Source organism: Amazonocrinis nigriterrae CENA67 (assembly GCF_016056305.1).
Classification (GTDB): domain Bacteria; phylum Cyanobacteriota; class Cyanobacteriia; order Cyanobacteriales; family Nostocaceae; genus Amazonocrinis; species Amazonocrinis nigriterrae.
In genome coordinates, this window is record NZ_JAECZC010000111.1 from 1 (window position 1) to 18055 (window position 18055).

The window sequence follows — 18055 nt, forward strand, 5'->3', positions numbered from 1 at the left end:
TCCCCCCATCTCTCCACCCCCCATTCCCAAAATTTTAATATTTACGCAATCATCTCCCCAAACTAGATAATATGGCTTAAACTAAACACGAAACTGCTACGGAGTAGCAAAAAGTGATTTCCGCATCAAGCTGCTTCAGGAGTGAGTATTGGGTCGGGAGTCTGGAGAAAAAAGTCGAGTGGGTCACAAGGAGTAGTAGTGTCAGAATCGGGTGACAAACTAACAGCTTTCTCGCGGCGTCAACCCCCCAACCGACGCCAGCGATCGCCTAAAGTCCAAAAAGTAGAACGCAAAAAAGCCAAACCCAAACAGCCCCAGCGAACTCCCACAGGGGAAACAGCGCTGGTGCGGGTAAATAATCATGTTGTTACCCCTCCCCCAGTTGGTGCTGGCGCCCGCAAGTCAAAAGCAGGCGTCATGATGCCAACAGCAGTCAAACCAATCCCTCATGTCAAGGGTAAGATTCCTCCCTCAAATAGCACTGTACAGTTGAAGACAGTGCGAGTACAAAAGCAGCCAGTGCAAAAGATAGGCAGACGAGTGTCACGCAAGACGCGGTTAAAGCCCATGGCCAGAACTTTGTTGTATGCTTTGAGGTTATTGATTGTCGGAGTCGGTATGGGGGCAATTGTCGGTACACTGTTGTCGGTTTTAGACCCTGCTACTCGTATGACTTCAGTACCTTCAGCGCCATCTAATACTAATAAGGTTGGTCAAGCCCAGCCACAACCTACCCCCAGTGCCTTGGTTGCAGGTACAAGTTTATACTTATCCCAGGAAATTTCCTCTTTAAAAGATGCTGTGCAGAATTTGGTGGCAGCAAACCCCAATCTCTCACCTGGAGTTTTCTTAGTCGATTTGGATACAGGCAGTTACGTAGATGTGAATAGCACTGCTAGTTTTCCCGCTGCTAGTACAATTAAAGTACCAATTCTGGTTGCCTTTTTCCAAGATGTCGATGCCGGGAAAATTCGACTGGATGAAATGCTCACCATGGAACAAGATGTGGTAGCAGGTGGTTCTGGACAACTGCAATACAAACCAGTGGGAACCCAGTACAGTGCCCTAGAAGTCGCCACTAAAATGATTACAATCAGCGATAACACGGCAACAAATATGCTGATTGCCCGACTGGGAGGTATGGATGCACTGAATCAGCGTTTCCGCAGTTGGGGATTGACAACTACAATGATTCGTAATCAACTTCCAGATTTGCAAGGGACAAACACCACTAGCCCCAGAGAATTGGCCAATTTGATGGCTATGCTCAATCAAGGAAATGTCGTGAGTATGCGATCGCGTGATCTGATGCTGGATATCATGCGTCGCACAGCAAGAGACAATCTACTACCATCTGGTTTGGGGGCAGGTGCGAGAGTATACCACAAAACGGGTGATATTGGCACAATGCTGGCAGATGCAGGTATCATCGATACTCCTACAGGTAAACGCTATATAGCTGCGGTGATGGTACAACGTCCCAATAATGACCCCCGCGCCGAAAAACTAATTAGCTCAATTTCTAGCGCTGCTTACCAACAATTCAACCAAACTGCTGTTACACCAAGCAATACTACAATCACTGCGCCCCCAATTAATTATCAGTCACCAGTAATTAATACTCCCGTACCCAACGGTATCACGAGTACAGTACCTATGAATGGTTATCAGTCTCCAGTTATAACTACTCCTATACCTAATACTATGCCTGCAACCGGTTATCAATCGCCAGTTATGAATCCACAGTATTATGCCCCAAGATAGGAGTAGGGGAGCAGAAGAAGAAAATGGGAAGCAGGCAAAGAATAACTCCTAACTTTGCACTCCTTCCTGCCTCAAAACCTGTAGCTTTTGTATTTCATGCCAACGAAAACTGCTGTATATATGCAACTTTACTCATAACATATATTAGGGATAAGAAAAACCTTGCCCAGTCGCCAGTCCCCATTGCCCCCAGGGCTGTTTCATTCGCTGATGATGGGGATTTGTACTGAGGATAATCTCACGCAAAGACGAGGCAGCGCGTTGGGGAGACACTGCGTTGCGCGGGTTAAGAGCGTTGAAGCAAGTGTCGTCGGCTCTGCCGACTTGAAGCGTCTGCCGTCGCAAAGACGCAAAGAAAAATCCGTATTTTTGGTTGAAGGCGCAAAAATTTTTTACTAGAATTATGCGCTTGCTCTCAATTTTTATTTCTTTGAATCTTACTATTTTACCTATTTTAGGGAACGAAACAGCCCTGCCATTGCCCCTAATCCACACTCCCTCCGGTTGTGTGGCCCCGAGTTCACCAGTCCCCAACCCTAGCCCTTAGCCAATTTCTCATTACTAGACTTCAACTTGGGATAAGCAATGCGTTTGTGATGGAATTGCTGCCAAACTTCGACAAAAATTTGGGCGATTTCTGTCATTTCATCCCGCGTCAGCTTAGAATCCACCATTTGATTGTCTTGCCATCGGGCACGCAAAATATTATTCAGCATTGTTAATGCTTGTTCTGGTGTGCTGTCTTTGAGCGATCGCAGCGCCGCTTCGCATGAATCTGCTAACATCACAATTGCTGTTTCCCGCGATTGGGGAATTGGGCCAATATAGCGAAAATCTGCCTCGTTGACTGTAATGCTGGGATCTGCCTGTGCCATTTGCTGTGCTTGGTGATAAAAATAGGCGATCGCCATTGTTCCCTGATGTTCAGGAATAAAAGCTTGAATCGCTGTAGGCAAATGGTGTTTCCGTGCCATCACTAACCCTTCACTGACGTGCTTTTTGATAATTTCTGCACTCTTCCAAGGGTCATTAATCTCTGTGTCGTGTTTATTCGGCCCACCCATTTGATTTTCAATAAAGCTCAGGGGGTCGTGCATTTTACCAATATCGTGGTATAGTGTACCAGCCCTAACTAATTCAACATTACATTTCAATTTTTTGGCAGCAGCTTCGGCAAGGGTAGACACAAATAGGGTGTGTTGAAAGGTTCCAGGGGTTTCAGTGGCGAGTCGTTTTAACAAGGGGCGATTAGGATTTGCCAGTTCTGCCAAGCGAATGGGGGTAACTAAATCAAATAGTTGTTCCAAATAAGGACTCAAGCCCAAGGCCACAATACTCCAGACTAAGCCGGATAGAGCGAATAACCCTGCTTCTTGAAGTACAAGATACCAGCCTGCTGCAAATGCGGCACCAACTATCAGCTTGGCAATCAGGTAAATACCGCCCTGAGTAAAAGCTATAGCAATACCTAATAGTGCTAGTTCCTCGCGCGATCGCAGTCTTTGGGCTATGCAACTGCCTAGTATTCCTCCTGCTGCACCAGCTAAAAGCCCAATTATGCTGACTTCCATACTTATGGGTAGCAATAACAACAGCAGTACAACAACAGTTACACCCAAAGTCCGGCCGTAGAAGCTACCCAACAACAAACCAACCCCGCTCCAAGTCGTATATTGTACACCCATTGCGATGACACCTGGTGTACTCAGAGTCAACAGCAGTACTAACAAGCGATCGCGTTGCCGCAATTGGCACTTATTTTGCTTTTCAACCCAGACAAAAATGCCAATTGCCATCGTCACAAATCCTGCTAGCTTCGCCAACTCCAGCCAGTTGTTCTCCCGGCGAATGAGTTGATAATACTCCAATACCTCAAAGCGCCAAGCAGTTATCAGCTTTCCTTTGCCAACAATCACCTCACCTTGCTGCACTTCCACCATTACGGGTGTCACCCCAGCAGCAGCCTTTAATGCTTGTTGTTTGGTTTGTTCTTCATCTTGTTTCAAGTTCGGTTGCAGCACAGCCAATAACAGTTTAGTTGCCAATGGTTCGGCATTTTTTGGTACAAGCCCTTGCACTTGTAAACTGACTGCATTCTGTAAAATTGTTGGTGGTAGCCCGTGGGGAATGCCTTGAGTGAGCATCCGTTCTGCACTCTGGCGAATTCCCGTTTGTGTTTTTGCCCACTCATCATCTGACAAGTCTAGGAGGATAGTTTCGCTATATACCATCTCCGAGTTATCTGAGTTTGTAGTCTCTGGCTGTAAAAGTTGAGCGCTGGCTTGGGCGTATGCTTGGCGTGATTGGGAGATTTGGGTAATGAGTGACGACAGATTTTGTTCTGAAGTCGTGGTGCGGTAAGCTTCTAATTCTGCTACTGCTTGAGTAAAGTCGGTTTTTTGAGTGGGGAATTGGGAGTTGAGAATTTTGAGTTGGGAATTTTGAGTTGGGAGTTGGGAGTGGAAATAATTTTCCTGCAAGCTTCTAATTTGCTGCTTTGGGAGTAATAATCCTAAATTTTGTTTGCTGTTATTTTCTAGAGTTGCCAGTAGTGCTTGCCATTCCGAGGCAGAACAAGAACGAAGATAATGTTGAATATAAACAGACAAAATTGAAGTGTCAAAAAAAGGAAAAGACCCAGCAGTGGTACGAATTTCATTGCCTAGATCTAGAAGTTCTTGCAAATTTTGGTTGATTTTTTCAGTGACTTCTGCATCAATCATCAACACTGTTAGAGAACTTTTACTCACAGCTTTACGCTGGGCTTCAGTTTCTTTTTTGTCTTCGATGATCGCAGTTAATGGTGCTTTAATTGTCTCTGGTGCGCGAGTTCCTACTTTCAGTTGAGGTTGGTTGTACAACTTGTGTCCCATTACACCTGTGAGAGATACTATTGCGATCGCCAAAACGACGGTAAAACGCTGCTCATGAACCCAGCTGCAACCTGATCTATCAATTCCAGCCTGAGTTTTGAGCGATTTTGTCATTGAGCCTAGGGCTATTTCTCGTTTTTGGTATTCGCTGTTGGCGCTGATTTTTTTTAATATGTATATAAGCACATAGCTGAAGATATCCCTCTTAAGCCTCCTTCGTCGGTTGTTGCCACTTTTACATTTCATTGCCCCAAGCAACTGTCTTTTATGGCGTAATGCTTTGTACCATCGTCGCCAGTGAGTCAATTGTCGAGTCAAAGACTGAAGAAATCGCTGTGTTTTCATTACATGTGGCTGCTTACTTTGATAGCTCAAAACAAGGCAATCCTAGGAAAAGAGCAAGCGGTGGCGGCGGTGAGGGCCATTTTAATGTCAGGAACTGATTGAGGAACAATTGAAAAATTGTAATGTAAAAAACTCCTAAATTCGCTGGTAGATAACTAAATTGATGGTATTTGATGTTTAGTCCCTTGTTTCTTGCTAACCATTAGATTAACGCGATCGGATGACGTGAGGAGCTGCATAGACGCAGAGCAAAGCTTGTTCATTAGACATGACACATCCCTGTTCTTGAGATTCGCTTGGATGTAGAGCAACACTATACACTCCTGACCACACAGCCACTAGTGCATCAGCCAATTCTAGCATTTGGTCAAGACTGGTCAATTCCCAGGCTGTTAAATTGCCTGACGAGAGCAAAATCTGCCACTTTACGGGAATACCAACAGTACTGTTGTAAGCTCCTGACAAGGCTCCAGTAATTGCGCCTATAATCTGCAAGTGTGAATTCCTAGCCTCAAGCCTTGCGACATTACCATTGTCAGTAGCCCGCAAAACTGCCAAGGGGAAGTCTTCTAAGGTACTAAGAAAGCAGTAGAATGCCATAGCAATAGCATTACTCCACTTTTCTTGTTTACTAAACTCGGCTTGGGCTTTTTCTAAACCCACTCCTTGCTCTAATAAATCATTGACTTTTAAAAGATTTTGTGGTATTGAAGTAGATGTTTCTCCGAGAAAAGCAATTATTTGCGGGATGAGGGTTCGAGGTTGAAGTTTTTCAGTGAGAGATTTCGCGATCGCATAGCCTACTGCTAGTGTTCCATCACGAACAACTGGGTCATACTCCCAGATTTGTAACACACGCAGCAAATTTTCCCGCAGTTTGATTTTATTTTCATGAAAAAAAAGTGCCACTGGGATTGTGGCAAGAATAGCTTGTAGCGAGACTTTATTGTTGATATGTAAATCAAAAGACCTTTGTTGCTGACGCTTTAGCCAATCATCCAAATCTAATTTGCCCAGACTAATTAAACTTTGAGTACCCAAAATGGCTATTTTTACCATCTCAAAACAATTTTGAGACTTTTGTTCATAGTCCTTGGCTAAAGTTTGCCCTAGTAATACCCCCAGTATTGTACCTCTAAACCGACTTACAAGTGAGTAGCGCATAATCCATACAGAGTTAGGAGTGACTTGTGAGGAGTGAACAGTTATAGCAAAGTGCGCTCGTGCTGAGTATAAACCCAGTTTCTTCAAAGCTTTGAGCAATCAACACTGTCTTGACATAATCTGACTACGGCTATAACTCCTAAGTCAACAGTTATCAATGTTCACAGACAACAGTCATCAGTTATCAGTTATCTGTCAACAACTTCAACCGGGATAATTAATTTCTTAGATTTCCCTAACTCCTAACCCCTAACTCCTAACTTTTCTCTCTTAAATGATGTACCAAAGCTTGTAAGCCCAATAAATAACTTTGGGCACCAAAACCACTGATTTGCCCAATCGCTACTGAAGATATATAAGAATGATGGCGGAATTCTTCCCGGCGGTAAATGTTGCTGAGATGCACTTCTACTGTGGGTAAATTGACAGCAGCGATCGCATCCCGCAACGCTACACTTGTATGGGTATAAGCTGCAGCGTTAATCAAAATTCCCTGGTGTTTCCCTACGGCGTCATGAATAGCATCTACTAAAACTCCTTCATGATTTGACTGCACTGCAACAACTTTCGCCTGTAATTTTATTGCTTCTTGTTCTAACAAGCGATTAATTTCAGCCAGAGTCAAAGAACCATAGATTCCTGGTTCTCGCTGTCCTAGCAAATTTAAGTTTGGCCCATGTAGTGCCAAAATGCTTAAGGATTGCAATGTCAAGTTCAGTACCTTAAGCTTTTTAGCGACGACGCGATCGTTGATCTACAGGAATCGGAATCAGTTCCGGTTCCGGCTCAGCCTCTGGCCCTAACAAGGCCTCAATCAGCTTGCGGGCCAATTCCTTAAGCTTTTCCAGCACCTTTTCTATATAGTCCATTGAACTGACTGCTCCTGAGATACTACCTCAAATTTTGATTAACAGCTACGCGCAAACAGGCGTAATTTTGCACCTCTAGCCTGGAAATGGGCTAACACACACCTCCTTTTTTGAGGCATAAGCCGCTTCTCAAATTTGGTGTTGTGATCTCCCTTACTTTTTAGAGTATCACATCAGCAACCTATAAGACTGTATTCCTCCAAGGTGGGTATTTTGTATCAATAGTCAACAGTCAATAGACAGCAGTCAACAGTCAATAGTCAGTAGCAAAAAACCACTGACCTTTCGGGTGACGCTCCTGCGTCGCTAACGTCAGTTGCTCATGGGGGAAACCACACCACATGCTTCAAGTCGGCAGAGCGCGATAGCGCAGTGGCTCCCCAAGACCGCACTGACTCACCACTGACAAATTACAACTGACCCTAACTAAGCTTTTGCATCTTTTTTTCTGGCAGTATTTGTGGATGACTTAGCCGTTGACTTGGCTCTTGAACTTGTTGATTTAGTGGTCTTGCCAGTGGATTTCTTTGTCGATGCTTTAGCTGCCAACAATTGCAATGCTGTAGACAGCGTTACATCTTCTACTGATTGCCCTTCTGGGATGCTCACATTAGTTTTGTCATGCTTAATGTAAGGCCCATAAGGCCCATCGTATATATTCACTGGTGTGCCATCATCAGGATGTACGCCCAATTCGCGTAAGGCTGCTTTAGACTTGCCATTAGCAGAGTTACGTCCCTTTTTCGGTTCAGATAATAATTCCAGTGCCCGTTCTAAGGAAATTGTCAAAACATTATCACCAGCTTTCAATGAGCGGTAGTCTTTTCCTTCCTTACCCTGGTCATGAACAATGTAAGGGCCAAAACGTCCTAAACTTGCTTGGATTTTGCCACTAGTCACTGGATGAACTCCCAATGTCCGTGGTAGTGCCAATAGACCCACAGCCATGTCTAAGGTAACGGTTTCTGGGGTGATAGCTTTGGGTAGGGACACTTGTTTAGGTTTGGGATTTTCATCAGACTTATCACCCAACTGGACGTAAGGGCCATAAGCGCCGATTTTGACATAAATTGGTTCACCAGTTTCGGGATGGCGACCAAGTTGGTCGGGGCCAGTGGTTTTTTGCCGTAGTAGTACTTCTACCTGTTTGGGGTCAAGGTCAGCAGGCGTCAAGTCTTTGGGAATGGAAGCAGTAACAACACCGTCACCGTTTTCGACTTCAATATAAGGCCCATATTTTCCGATACGGACTCTAGCCTCTAAATTTTCTAATTCTACGGTTCTGGCTTTATTGGCATCAATTTGATTTTCTTGTTCTTTGACTAAAGTTTCTAAACCTTTGTCTCCCAGATAAAATTCGCGTAAATAAGGTAGCCAGGCAACTTCACCATCGGCAATGTCATCCAAGGTTTGCTCCATCTTAGAAGTAAAACTGGGATCAACAATGTCAGGGAAATGTTTTTCCAATAGGTCAGTAACGGCAAAAGCGGTAAAAGTAGGAATGAGAGCGTTACTCACCAATTGGGCATAACCTTTGTCAATAATCGTACCGATGATGCTGGCGTATGTACTGGGACGACCGATGCCTTCACTTTCTAGGGTTTTTACTAAAGTTGCTTCGGTGTATCTGGCTGGGGGTTGGGTTTCATGCCCAACTGCTTCCAAATCGGTACAATCTGGACGATCCCCTACTTTCAAGCTAGGCAAAATTACTTCTTGGTCTTCCAATGCGGCTTCGGGATCGTCTGAACCTTCGACATAGGCGCGTAAGTATCCTGGAAAATCGATGCGCTTGCCAGAAGCACGGAAACCTGCATCTTCAACTTGCAGTAGTACAGTAATTTGAGTTTGCCGAGAGTCAGCCATTTGGCAGGCGACAGTGCGCTTCCAAATCAAATCATAAACAGCAAGTTCCCGACCGCTCAAACCTGTTTCTTGGGGAGTGCGGAAGGTGCTACCCGCAGGACGAATGGCTTCGTGTGCTTCTTGCGCGCCTTTGGATTTGGTGGTGTATTGCCTCTTTTGGGGACTAAGGTATTGTTGACCGTAAAGTTTCTCCACACAGCTACGGGCCGCTTCTATGGCCTGATCCGATAAATGCACCGAATCTGTACGCATGTAGGTAATGTATCCTTGCTCGTACAAATTCTGGGCAATCCGCATTGTGTCTCGCGCTGAGAGACGCAGTTTGCGGTTAGATTCTTGTTGCAGCGTCGAGGTAGTAAAGGGTGGTGCTGGTTTGCGGGTGACTGGGCGTTCTTCTACATCTGTGACAGTCCAAGGTTTATCAGTCAGGCGTTCTTTGAGGGCTACAGCATCCTCTTCAGAAAGTAACACCACATTGCGACCAGCAGCGATTTTACCAGTTGCTGGGTCGAAATCGCTCCCAGTTGCCACCTTCGTACCTGCCACTGTCACCAACTGGACGGTAAAGGGATTTTTTTGCTGCTCTAAATAAGCTTTCAAATCCCAATATGTACCCTCACGGAAAGCGCGGCGTTGGCGTTCTTTGTTGACCAAAAGTCGCACGGCTACTGATTGGACTCGCCCAGCGGATAATCCCCAAGCAATTTTTTTCCACAACAGCGGAGACAGAGTATAGCCAACCAGTCGATCTAAAATGCGTCGCGTTTCTTGGGCACGAACCAGTTGCTCATCAATATCACGGCAGTTTTTCAAAGCTTTTTTGATGGCGTCTTGGGTAATTTCGTGAAACACCATCCGCTTTGTGGGGACTTTTGGCTTGAGCAACTGGTATAAATGCCAACTAATGCTTTCACCTTCCCGGTCTTCGTCCGTTGCCAGGATCAATTCATCTACATCTTTGAGCGCATCTTTAAGTTGGGTGACAACTTTCTTTTTATCTTTAGGGACAACATACACCGGTTCAAAGTCGGCATCGACATTTACCCCAAGCTGCGCCCATTTTTCTGCTTTGATAGCAGTGGGAATTTCACTAGCTGATTGGGGTAGGTCACGCACATGACCCATAGACGCTTCTACCCGATAGTCTTTTGGCAGGTAGTTGCGAATGGTACGAGCTTTGGTCGGAGATTCGACGATGACGAGAGTTGACATGGAAATTTCAAGAAAAAGAGTAGCTGCTAAGCTAAACAGTCAAATTGAGGCAATTTCTGCGAAATGTCAAGATAAAACGTCAACTAATGGGTGAAGTCACAAGTATGAGTTATGAAATTTTTCATTTTTATCCTTCCTGGCGGCTGATACCGCTTTCTTTTTTTCATCCTACCTTACCCTTTGGGTTCTCCTGTGGAGTAGGGGAAGCTACCAAATGAGAACACTGCCTTGCAAAGGACAGTTCCCTGGTGAGGCGGTGCGACTTCTTGAGCGAAAATCCGCGCTGAATTTTGGCGCAGTTCTTCTTAGAGGATAGTAGACGAATGTTAGCTGTGAATTGCCAGCTATTTCAATCTTTAACTTATCTAGTGCATAATTGACGACTACAGTTTTTAAAATACCCCGCAAGTGTAATACTATGACACCTTTTGTGATTTAGAGGCGGGAATTGGGAATTGGGGATTGGGAATTGGTAAATAATTTAACTTTTATCCTTTTGCCCCCTATCTCCTCATCTCCCGGTTGGTGAGTTTCGGCTACGCTCAACTACCGCAAAGTCGAACCACATCTCCCTCATCTTTCTTGCTTCCCTGCTTCCAAAGATGTTGTGCCAAAATTAAATCAAACTTGAGAGCAAAAGCGAAGTGGGGTTTATACTCAATCCCCAAAGGCAAAACAATGCAATCAATTCGTCAAGGTGATGTCATTTTAGTACCTGTCCAGCAGATTGATAGACAAAAGATACATCATTTAATTTTGGCAGCAGGCGAAGTTACCGGACACAAACATCGTATTTCTGAAGGTGAGGCAGAGTTACTACAAAAGGATGGCACACTGTACTTACGTGTATTTTCACCAACTGCGTTGCTGGTTTACGAAGAACATGAGGCAATTCCAATTCCCCAAGGTGATTGGATGGTGAAAATTCAACGAGAATACGAGTCTGAAGGTTGGCGATATGTCGCTGATTGATAAGTTAACGCCCCAACAAGAAGCTTTGATTCCAATTTACTGGGAGAAGTGGCGAAAAATTGCCCTGTCAACTGAGCGAATTGATAGAGATGAAACTACACAAGCAATAAAAATTGCTTACGCTGCTATCAGCAAATCAGAGCCAGAAATTATTTTTTGTAATAGTCCTTACGCTAGTTTGGAAATTCTTAGTTCCAAGCAAGTAGAGACTAATTTATGTAAGGAATTAATTAACTATATTTTTCCCAAACTGACAAATAAAAATAGAGAAGTATCATATCAAATAGATAGGCAGCTGATAAACCAGTTGAGAATCTTACCCTTAGATTACATTTCATTACAGTATTTATCAATAGATAAACTAAAAGTTAAAAATCGGCTCGAAACAAATCTTGATACTCTCTGTTTAAAATCACAATCATTTGCTAGTACTTGCTGTTGGGTAGATTTTTATATTTCGGTATTAGATTGTTCTTATAGCCAAATTAGATGGCTAATCTTGCAATCTATAGCGAAGTATTGTGGCTGGATTTGGCCTTACGAAAAAGTTTGTATAGTATGCGATCGCCCGCTTCATCTTCGCTTCGATAATCAAAATCGCCTCCACGCAGAAGGCGAACCCGCCATTGAATTTACCGATGGATATAGCCTGTACTCCTATCACGGTGTCACCTTACCTGAAAAATACGGCAAAATCCACCCGCAGCAATGGCAAGCTACTTGGCTTTTATCAGAGAAAAATGCCGAACTGCGGCGAGTTTTAATTCAAGGTATTGGATATGCCAGAATTTGCCAAGAATTACAAGCAGTAGAATTAGATACTTGGGCTGAATATATATTATTGAAAATCGATGCCGATGTTGACTCTGAACCAATTTATTTATTAAAAATGACTTGCCCTAGCACAGGATTGATTTATGTTTTGCGAGTTCCACCTGCTGTGGAATCAGCACGGAAGGCAATCCGTTGGATAAATTGGGGAATCGATCCAGAAGATTTTTTCCGACAAACTTGATTGTTGAATTGCACAATCAGCTAAAAAAATAGTAACTATAGTTAAAAGCTATGTATATTACCATAGATCCGCACCAATGGAGAGATTTAGTCTTTTACTATATATAAAGTTGTGTTAGCATAAAATTAGAGAAGTTAAGTTCGGCGATACGGATCTTGTTTTTAGTAATAATTGCAAGCGGCTCTCCGGATAAACATCTCAGCATCAATGGATTCTGGAGAGTTTCATGTCAATATACGTAGGGAACCTATCCTACAGCGTCACACAAGACGACCTCACTAAAGTATTTTCTGAGTATGGTACTGTAACGCGAGTTCAACTACCTACAGATAGGGAAACAGGCCGCGTTAGGGGTTTTGGTTTCGTAGAAATGGAATCATCAGCCGCAGAAGATGCTGCCATTCAAGCTCTGGATGGTGCTGAATGGATGGGGCGTGTAATGAAAGTAAATAAAGCTAGACCAAAGGAGGAGAAACCGGCTCGCTCTGGCGGTGGTGGCTGGGGAAAAAATAGTGGTGGATACTCACGATAGCAAGGCAGAGGCACAAACAGCATTCGCCTAGCGAAATTTATTATAAAATCAGCAGTTCAGGAGATAACTGAATAGCATATTTGTATGTAAGCAGTTCAGGAAACAACTGAACTGCTTATTTGTGTGAAAATTTGAATTGAATTAAAAAAGCTGTTGTCTAATACCAATTCTATGTGAGGTAGCGCTTTATTCACCTAAAAGCGATTCATGAATTGACCTGCATAGGGTATTGTTTGATGTCAGTTTTATGCTCCCATTTTTATACAGAATTGATGTCAATGCAAGGCAACAAGCATAAAACAGGAGTGGACAACCCCAACAAAACGTGAGTTTCTCTGTTTGGGACTTTACATTTTAATTTTTGACTTTAGCATAATTTAATCTGATAGTAAGCATAGTAGAGATAGTATCAATGTTTGCTTGATGCACTACTACATCTGGCACTAGCCGCTTTGAGGCGATCGCACCTTTACACGCCGACATAAAATTTTAATGCAACTTTGGTGAAGAACAATAGATAGAATGAACTCAGCTAGCCTTAATGTCTAATCGCCAAAACCTGTATATCTCATGGATTTTGCTAATCTTGCATCCCAGTTAAATGCTGGAACGATTTTGCCAGAGGGGATTGTAATTGTCACCCTCTTGGGGGTTTTGATTGTTGATTTGATTTTGGGGCGCACATCCTCGCGCTGGATTGGATATCTAGCGATCGCAGGTTTACTTGCTTCGATTGTCGCCCTTTATCTTCAATGGGATAATCCCAACCCCATCTCCTTTAGCGGTGAGTTTAACAGTGACGACCTCAGTATCATCTTTCGCGGTATCGTAGCATTATCTGCCGCTGTGACTATATTGATGTCAATTCGCTACGTTGAGCAGAGTGGCACCGCTTTAGCTGAATTTATCGCCATCTTGCTGACTGCTACCCTTGGAGGTATGTTTTTATCCGGGGCTAGTGAGTTGGTAATGATCTTCATTTCTCTAGAAACCCTCAGTATTTCCTCTTACTTACTGACAGGTTATACCAAGCGTGATCCCCGTTCCAATGAAGCGGCGCTGAAATACCTGTTAATTGGGGCTTCTAGTACAGCAGTATTTCTGTATGGCGTTTCCCTGTTATACGGTTTATCTGGTGGACAAACAGAACTAAATGCGATCGCCAATGGCATTTCTGGTGCTAACGTTGGTCAATCTTTAGGTTTGGTAATTGCCCTGGTTTTTGTAATTGCAGGTATTGGCTTTAAAATCTCTGCTGCACCCTTCCACCAGTGGACACCAGACGTTTACGAAGGCGCACCCACTCCAGTGATTGCCTTTTTATCCGTTGGTTCCAAAGCAGCTGGGTTTGCCCTAGCCATCCGCTTACTGACGACAACCTTTTCCCTCGTCGCCGATGAGTGGAGGTTTGTTTTCACTGCCCTTGCAGTTCTCAGTATGATCCTGGGTAATGTAGTGGCCCTGGCGCAAACCAGCATGAAACGAATGCTAGCTTATTCATCCATTGCTCAAGCTGGGTTTGTGATGATTGGCTTAATTGCTGGTACTGAAGCAGGATATGCCAGTATGGTATTTTACTTGCTGGTCTATTTGTTCATGAACCTATGCGGTTTTACCTGCATCATTCTGTTCTCCCTGCGGACTGGAACTGACCAGATTGCTGAATACTCTGGTTTGTATCAAAAAGACCCACTGTTAACACTAGGGTTGAGTATCTCCCTACTTTCCTTGGGTGGTATTCCTCCACTAGCTGGGTTTTTCGGTAAGATTTACTTATTCTGGGCTGGTTGGCAAGCTGGTCTTTACGGATTAGTTTTGCTGGGCTTAGTTACCAGTGTTGTCTCCATCTACTACTACATTCGTGTAGTCAAAATGATGGTAGTCAAAGAACCCCAAGAAATGTCGGACGCAGTGAAGAATTATCCCGAAGTGCGTTGGAATTTGCCTGGTTTACGACCTTTGCAGGTAGGGCTGGTAGTGACTTTAATCGCCACTTCCATAGCAGGGATTTTATCAAATCCACTGTTTAAACTGGCTAATAACTCTATCTCCCATACTGAAATGTTGCAAGCAACAACAGTTAATAGCACTCAACTTAGCGCCATGCCTTTGGCAACGTCTGCGACGAACCCTACTAAACAATTAAAAGCGTTCTAAGCTGGACTATTGCTGATGGCTAATAGCTATTCGACAATCACAGCAGTTTTCAATTGATTGAACTACACGACTACCCTAAAAGGAAGTTAAAAGTAAAAAGGCAAAAGGCAAAAGAGATTTTACTTTTGACTTGCTAGCCCCACTTACTGTCTAAACTGTAGTCTCTCAACTTGAAGATTGCTGTAGCGATTAGCTATTAGCCATTTTTACTGTTTACACAACTGTGACATTTCAATAGCAAAGAATTGGAATAATAGTATTTTTTACTAAGTATTCGTGTCAGTGTATTAATTAAGCTTAAATAATTACAGATATTTTCGGTTACCATTTTTTGTTTAAAAAATAACAATCATGGTAAGGATTCAGTTTTGTAACCATCAACTACAAATTTACTTATAGCAGCAATAGGGATATTTGTAATAGTCTTGTTTTGAAATAAAATCTATGTTCTAACAATAATTCCCTGAAAAAAACTATTCACAAGTTGATGATGTAGGTTTTATAGACTTTGGCTATAGCCTGCGATCGCCATTTCTTAGTCACTAAGTATACTTAGATAATCTTACTTATCTATGATTAAAAATTCATCAACATCTAAAATTAGTCTGAACAATAGACCTCTTGCAAAAGTCGTTATTAGCGTTCTTTTCTTTGCGTCTTTGCGCCTTTGCGCGAAACAAAAAAAGATTTTGCAAGAAGTCTAATTATCTGCATTTAATATAAAAAATTTTTTAGGCACATTTTTATTTTTTCATTACCAGCTTCAGACACGAATTTGAATCAGTGAAACATGGAATCAAAACAATGAAAGAAATACTTGCATTAATAGAAAAACGAAAACAAGAGTTTGCTCAATTGCCATTATTTGAGTATATGAGAGATAAAAGTATAGACCCTAGACAAAGGTTATCTTGGGCACCTTGTGCTGCTCCTTTCATCATGAATTTTGGAGAATTGAACAAATATTGTTTTCGAGAAGAACCAGCTAGCAATCCAATTCAAGCGATCATTAACAAACATACTTATGAAGATGACCATCACTGGTTATGGTTTTTGGAAGATTTAGAAAAACTTGAACTTGACAAAACACTAAAATTCAGTGATGCCCTAAGACTTCTTTGGAGTGAAGAGATCAAGAACACTCGCTGGTTAAACTATGAACTATATAGATATGCTTTTACAGCTACTCCAATCCAAAAGTTAATCATAATTGAAGTCACCGAAGCCACGGGAAATATTATGTTTTCTTATGCAGCAGAAGTTGGTAGAGAAATTAAAGAACTTACTCAAAAAGAATGCCGTTATTTTGCAGATTCCCATCTATCAGTAGAAACTGGACACATCATAGGTTCATCTGACACAAAACAATTTATCGACATAATTGAACTATCAGAAGAAACTCGACAAGAAGCTTGGGAGTTAGTCGAAAAATTGTTTGAATGTTTTGGGAAATTTGTCAATGGGCTTTTATTATATACCAAAAGCCACAAAAATTTTCAAGAAAAACACTCACTTAGTTTAGTATAATTAAATCAATTACTCACTATAGCACTTTAGCTCTTCATTAATTATTTCATCACTAATTAATACTGATTTGCATTCAGTGTAAAAGATGAGGGGGGGTAATTTCTTTCGCTACCCCTCTACTCCTCTGTGCCCCTAATCCTCGCGATCGCTAGTGAGTGGGGCCCGAGTTTCCCTGCTCTGTTTGCTGATGTGTAAAATAAACCCTGACATATGACAATTCAGCATATTTGTATTATTGGCGCTGGTATTAGTGGTTTAGTCGCAGCCAAGACCTTTATTGAGGAAGGTTACACAGTGACTATATTCGAGAAGCAGAAGAAAGTTGGTGGTGTATGGGAAGAGTCTCGTACGTACTCAGGACTAACTACCCAAAATCCCCGTGACACATATGCTTTCTCTGATTACCCCATGCCAGCATATTATCCAGAGTGGCCTACAGCTGAGCAAATGCGGAATTACTTAGAGTCCTACGCGCAAAAATTTGGCATTTTAGAGAAGATTCGATTTCAAACAGAAGTCACTCAAGTAGAAAGAAACACTGCCATACAATCGGGATGGGTAGTTACAATCAATTCTCATAATGATACCAATGGTGAAATCAAACAACAGAAGTACGAGTTTGATTTCGTCCTCATCTGTAATGGTCTTTTCAGCATTCCAAAAATACCTTTATTGCCTGGTAAGGAGGAATTCATAGCATCTGGAGGTCAGGTGCTACATTCCACTGAGTTTAACGATAGTTTGCAAATCACGGGTAAACGAATAATTGTTGTAGGCTTTGGTAAATCGGCTACAGATATAGCTACTTACGCTGTCGGTCAAGCCAAAGAATGCACTTTAGTCTTTCAGCAAACCTTGTGGAAAATTCCCAGATTTCTCCTGGGTTTAGTAAATATTAAATACCTTCTTTTAAGCCGCTTTGCAGAGGCTTGGCTACCCTATCGCCAACTTCGAGGATTGGAGTGGGTACTACACACTATAGGAAAACCCCTTGTGTGGGCTTTCTGGCAGACACAAGAGACTATTCTGCGCCTACAACTCCGTCTTGATGCTTGTGGGATGTTGCCTGATAAACCTATGTATACATCGGTTAACTGTTCCACTGCAATTGCACCCGAAGGTTTTTACGAGTATTTGTACACTGGCAAATTACAGACTAGAAAAACAACAATTGCTCGATTTTGTCAAGACGGAGTGGAACTAGCCAATGGTGAACGATTGCAGGCAGACATAGTTATTTTTGGAACAGGATTTCGCCAGGATGTCCCTTTTCTGGAAGAAAAGTATCGGCAAATGCTGATTGATAACCAAGGCTATTTCCACCTATACCGCAATCTTATTCACCCTGATATTCCTGAGATAGGTTTTGTAGGCTACAGCATCACCTTCTTTTCCCAGTTAATCTCCGAAGTTGGAGCCTGGTGGCTAGCAGAGTATGTGAAAGGAAGTGTGATTATACCCTCACGCGCTGAAATGATCAAGGATATGGAGATAGATTTTGAGTGGAAGCAGACTCAGTGGCCTGTAGGTAGTAACAATGGCACATGTATATCCCCATACAACTATCATTACTTAGAACAGCTAATACAAGATATGGGTGTAAGTAGTCGTCACAAAGGCTGGCAGCGGATAATAGAAGTTATGACACCAGTAAATCCATCTGCCTACAAAAAAATCCGGCAGGAATTGCGGAAAAAAAACCTGTAAATCATTCTCTTGACACCAAGATATGCGCTATTTACATCAGTCTTGATAGTCT

General features: G+C 42.7%; 13 protein-coding genes. 7 read left to right on the forward strand and 6 right to left on the reverse strand.

Annotated features, from left to right (window positions below; all coding sequences use genetic code 11):
- The first annotated feature begins 198 nt into the window (after positions 1–198).
- Entirely contained in the window at positions 199–1764 is a 1566-nt protein-coding gene (locus I8748_RS33635) for a serine hydrolase (protein WP_198128815.1), read from the forward strand.
- 536 nt (positions 1765–2300) lie between these two features.
- Here the strand turns inward: I8748_RS33635 and I8748_RS33640 are convergent.
- The 5 genes from I8748_RS33640 to topA form a co-directional block, all read right to left on the reverse strand.
- Positions 2301–4982, reverse strand: a complete 2682-nt coding sequence (locus tag I8748_RS33640) for an HD family phosphohydrolase (protein ID WP_198128816.1) — start codon at positions 4980–4982, stop codon at positions 2301–2303.
- A gap of 207 nt (positions 4983–5189) precedes the next feature.
- Positions 5190–6146, reverse strand: a complete 957-nt coding sequence (locus tag I8748_RS33645) for an ADP-ribosylglycohydrolase family protein (protein ID WP_198128817.1) — start codon at positions 6144–6146, stop codon at positions 5190–5192.
- A 256-nt stretch (positions 6147–6402) separates the two neighbouring features.
- On the reverse strand, positions 6403–6852 hold the full coding sequence (gene aroQ / locus I8748_RS33650) for a type II 3-dehydroquinate dehydratase (protein ID WP_214662877.1): 450 nt from the start codon (positions 6850–6852) through the stop codon (positions 6403–6405).
- A gap of 25 nt (positions 6853–6877) precedes the next feature.
- On the reverse strand, positions 6878–7015 hold the full coding sequence (locus I8748_RS33655; protein WP_198128818.1) for a hypothetical protein: 138 nt from the start codon (positions 7013–7015) through the stop codon (positions 6878–6880).
- Positions 7016–7441: 426 nt separating this feature from the next.
- Entirely contained in the window at positions 7442–10093 is a 2652-nt protein-coding gene (gene topA / locus I8748_RS33660; protein ID WP_198128819.1) for a type I DNA topoisomerase, read from the reverse strand.
- A gap of 678 nt (positions 10094–10771) precedes the next feature.
- Here topA and I8748_RS33665 point away from each other — a divergent pair.
- The 3 genes from I8748_RS33665 to I8748_RS33675 all read left to right on the forward strand — a co-directional run bounded on the left by I8748_RS33665 (position 10772) and on the right by I8748_RS33675 (position 12612).
- The gene (locus I8748_RS33665) at positions 10772–11065 is read left to right on the forward strand and encodes a hypothetical protein (protein ID WP_198128820.1); all 294 of its coding nucleotides are present in this window, start codon (positions 10772–10774) and stop codon (positions 11063–11065) included.
- Positions 11052–12080, forward strand: coding sequence for a DUF6745 domain-containing protein (locus tag I8748_RS33670; RefSeq protein ID WP_198128821.1), 1029 nt, complete (start codon positions 11052–11054; stop codon positions 12078–12080). The genes I8748_RS33665 and I8748_RS33670 overlap by 14 nt, the downstream gene beginning before the upstream one ends.
- 226 nt (positions 12081–12306) lie before the next feature.
- On the forward strand, positions 12307–12612 hold the full coding sequence (locus tag I8748_RS33675; protein ID WP_198128822.1) for an RNA recognition motif domain-containing protein: 306 nt from the start codon (positions 12307–12309) through the stop codon (positions 12610–12612).
- Positions 12613–12966: 354 nt separating this feature from the next.
- Here I8748_RS33675 and I8748_RS35930 read toward each other — a convergent pair whose 3' ends face one another.
- Complete coding sequence (locus I8748_RS35930; protein WP_263977121.1) at positions 12967–13095, reverse strand: hypothetical protein; 129 nt, start codon at positions 13093–13095, stop codon at positions 12967–12969.
- 87 nt (positions 13096–13182) lie between these two features.
- On the opposite strand from I8748_RS35930, the gene I8748_RS33680 reads away from it, so the two are divergent.
- The 3 genes from I8748_RS33680 (at position 13183) to I8748_RS33690 (ending at position 18003) form a co-directional block, all read left to right on the forward strand.
- Entirely contained in the window at positions 13183–14769 is a 1587-nt protein-coding gene (locus I8748_RS33680; RefSeq protein ID WP_198128823.1) for an NAD(P)H-quinone oxidoreductase subunit N, read from the forward strand.
- 804 nt (positions 14770–15573) lie between these two features.
- A complete protein-coding gene (locus tag I8748_RS33685; RefSeq protein ID WP_198128824.1) occupies positions 15574–16296 on the forward strand; it encodes a hypothetical protein in 723 nt (240 codons plus the stop codon).
- 210 nt (positions 16297–16506) lie between these two features.
- A complete protein-coding gene (locus I8748_RS33690; protein WP_198128825.1) occupies positions 16507–18003 on the forward strand; it encodes a flavin-containing monooxygenase in 1497 nt (498 codons plus the stop codon).
- The last annotated feature ends 52 nt before the right edge of the window (positions 18004–18055 follow it).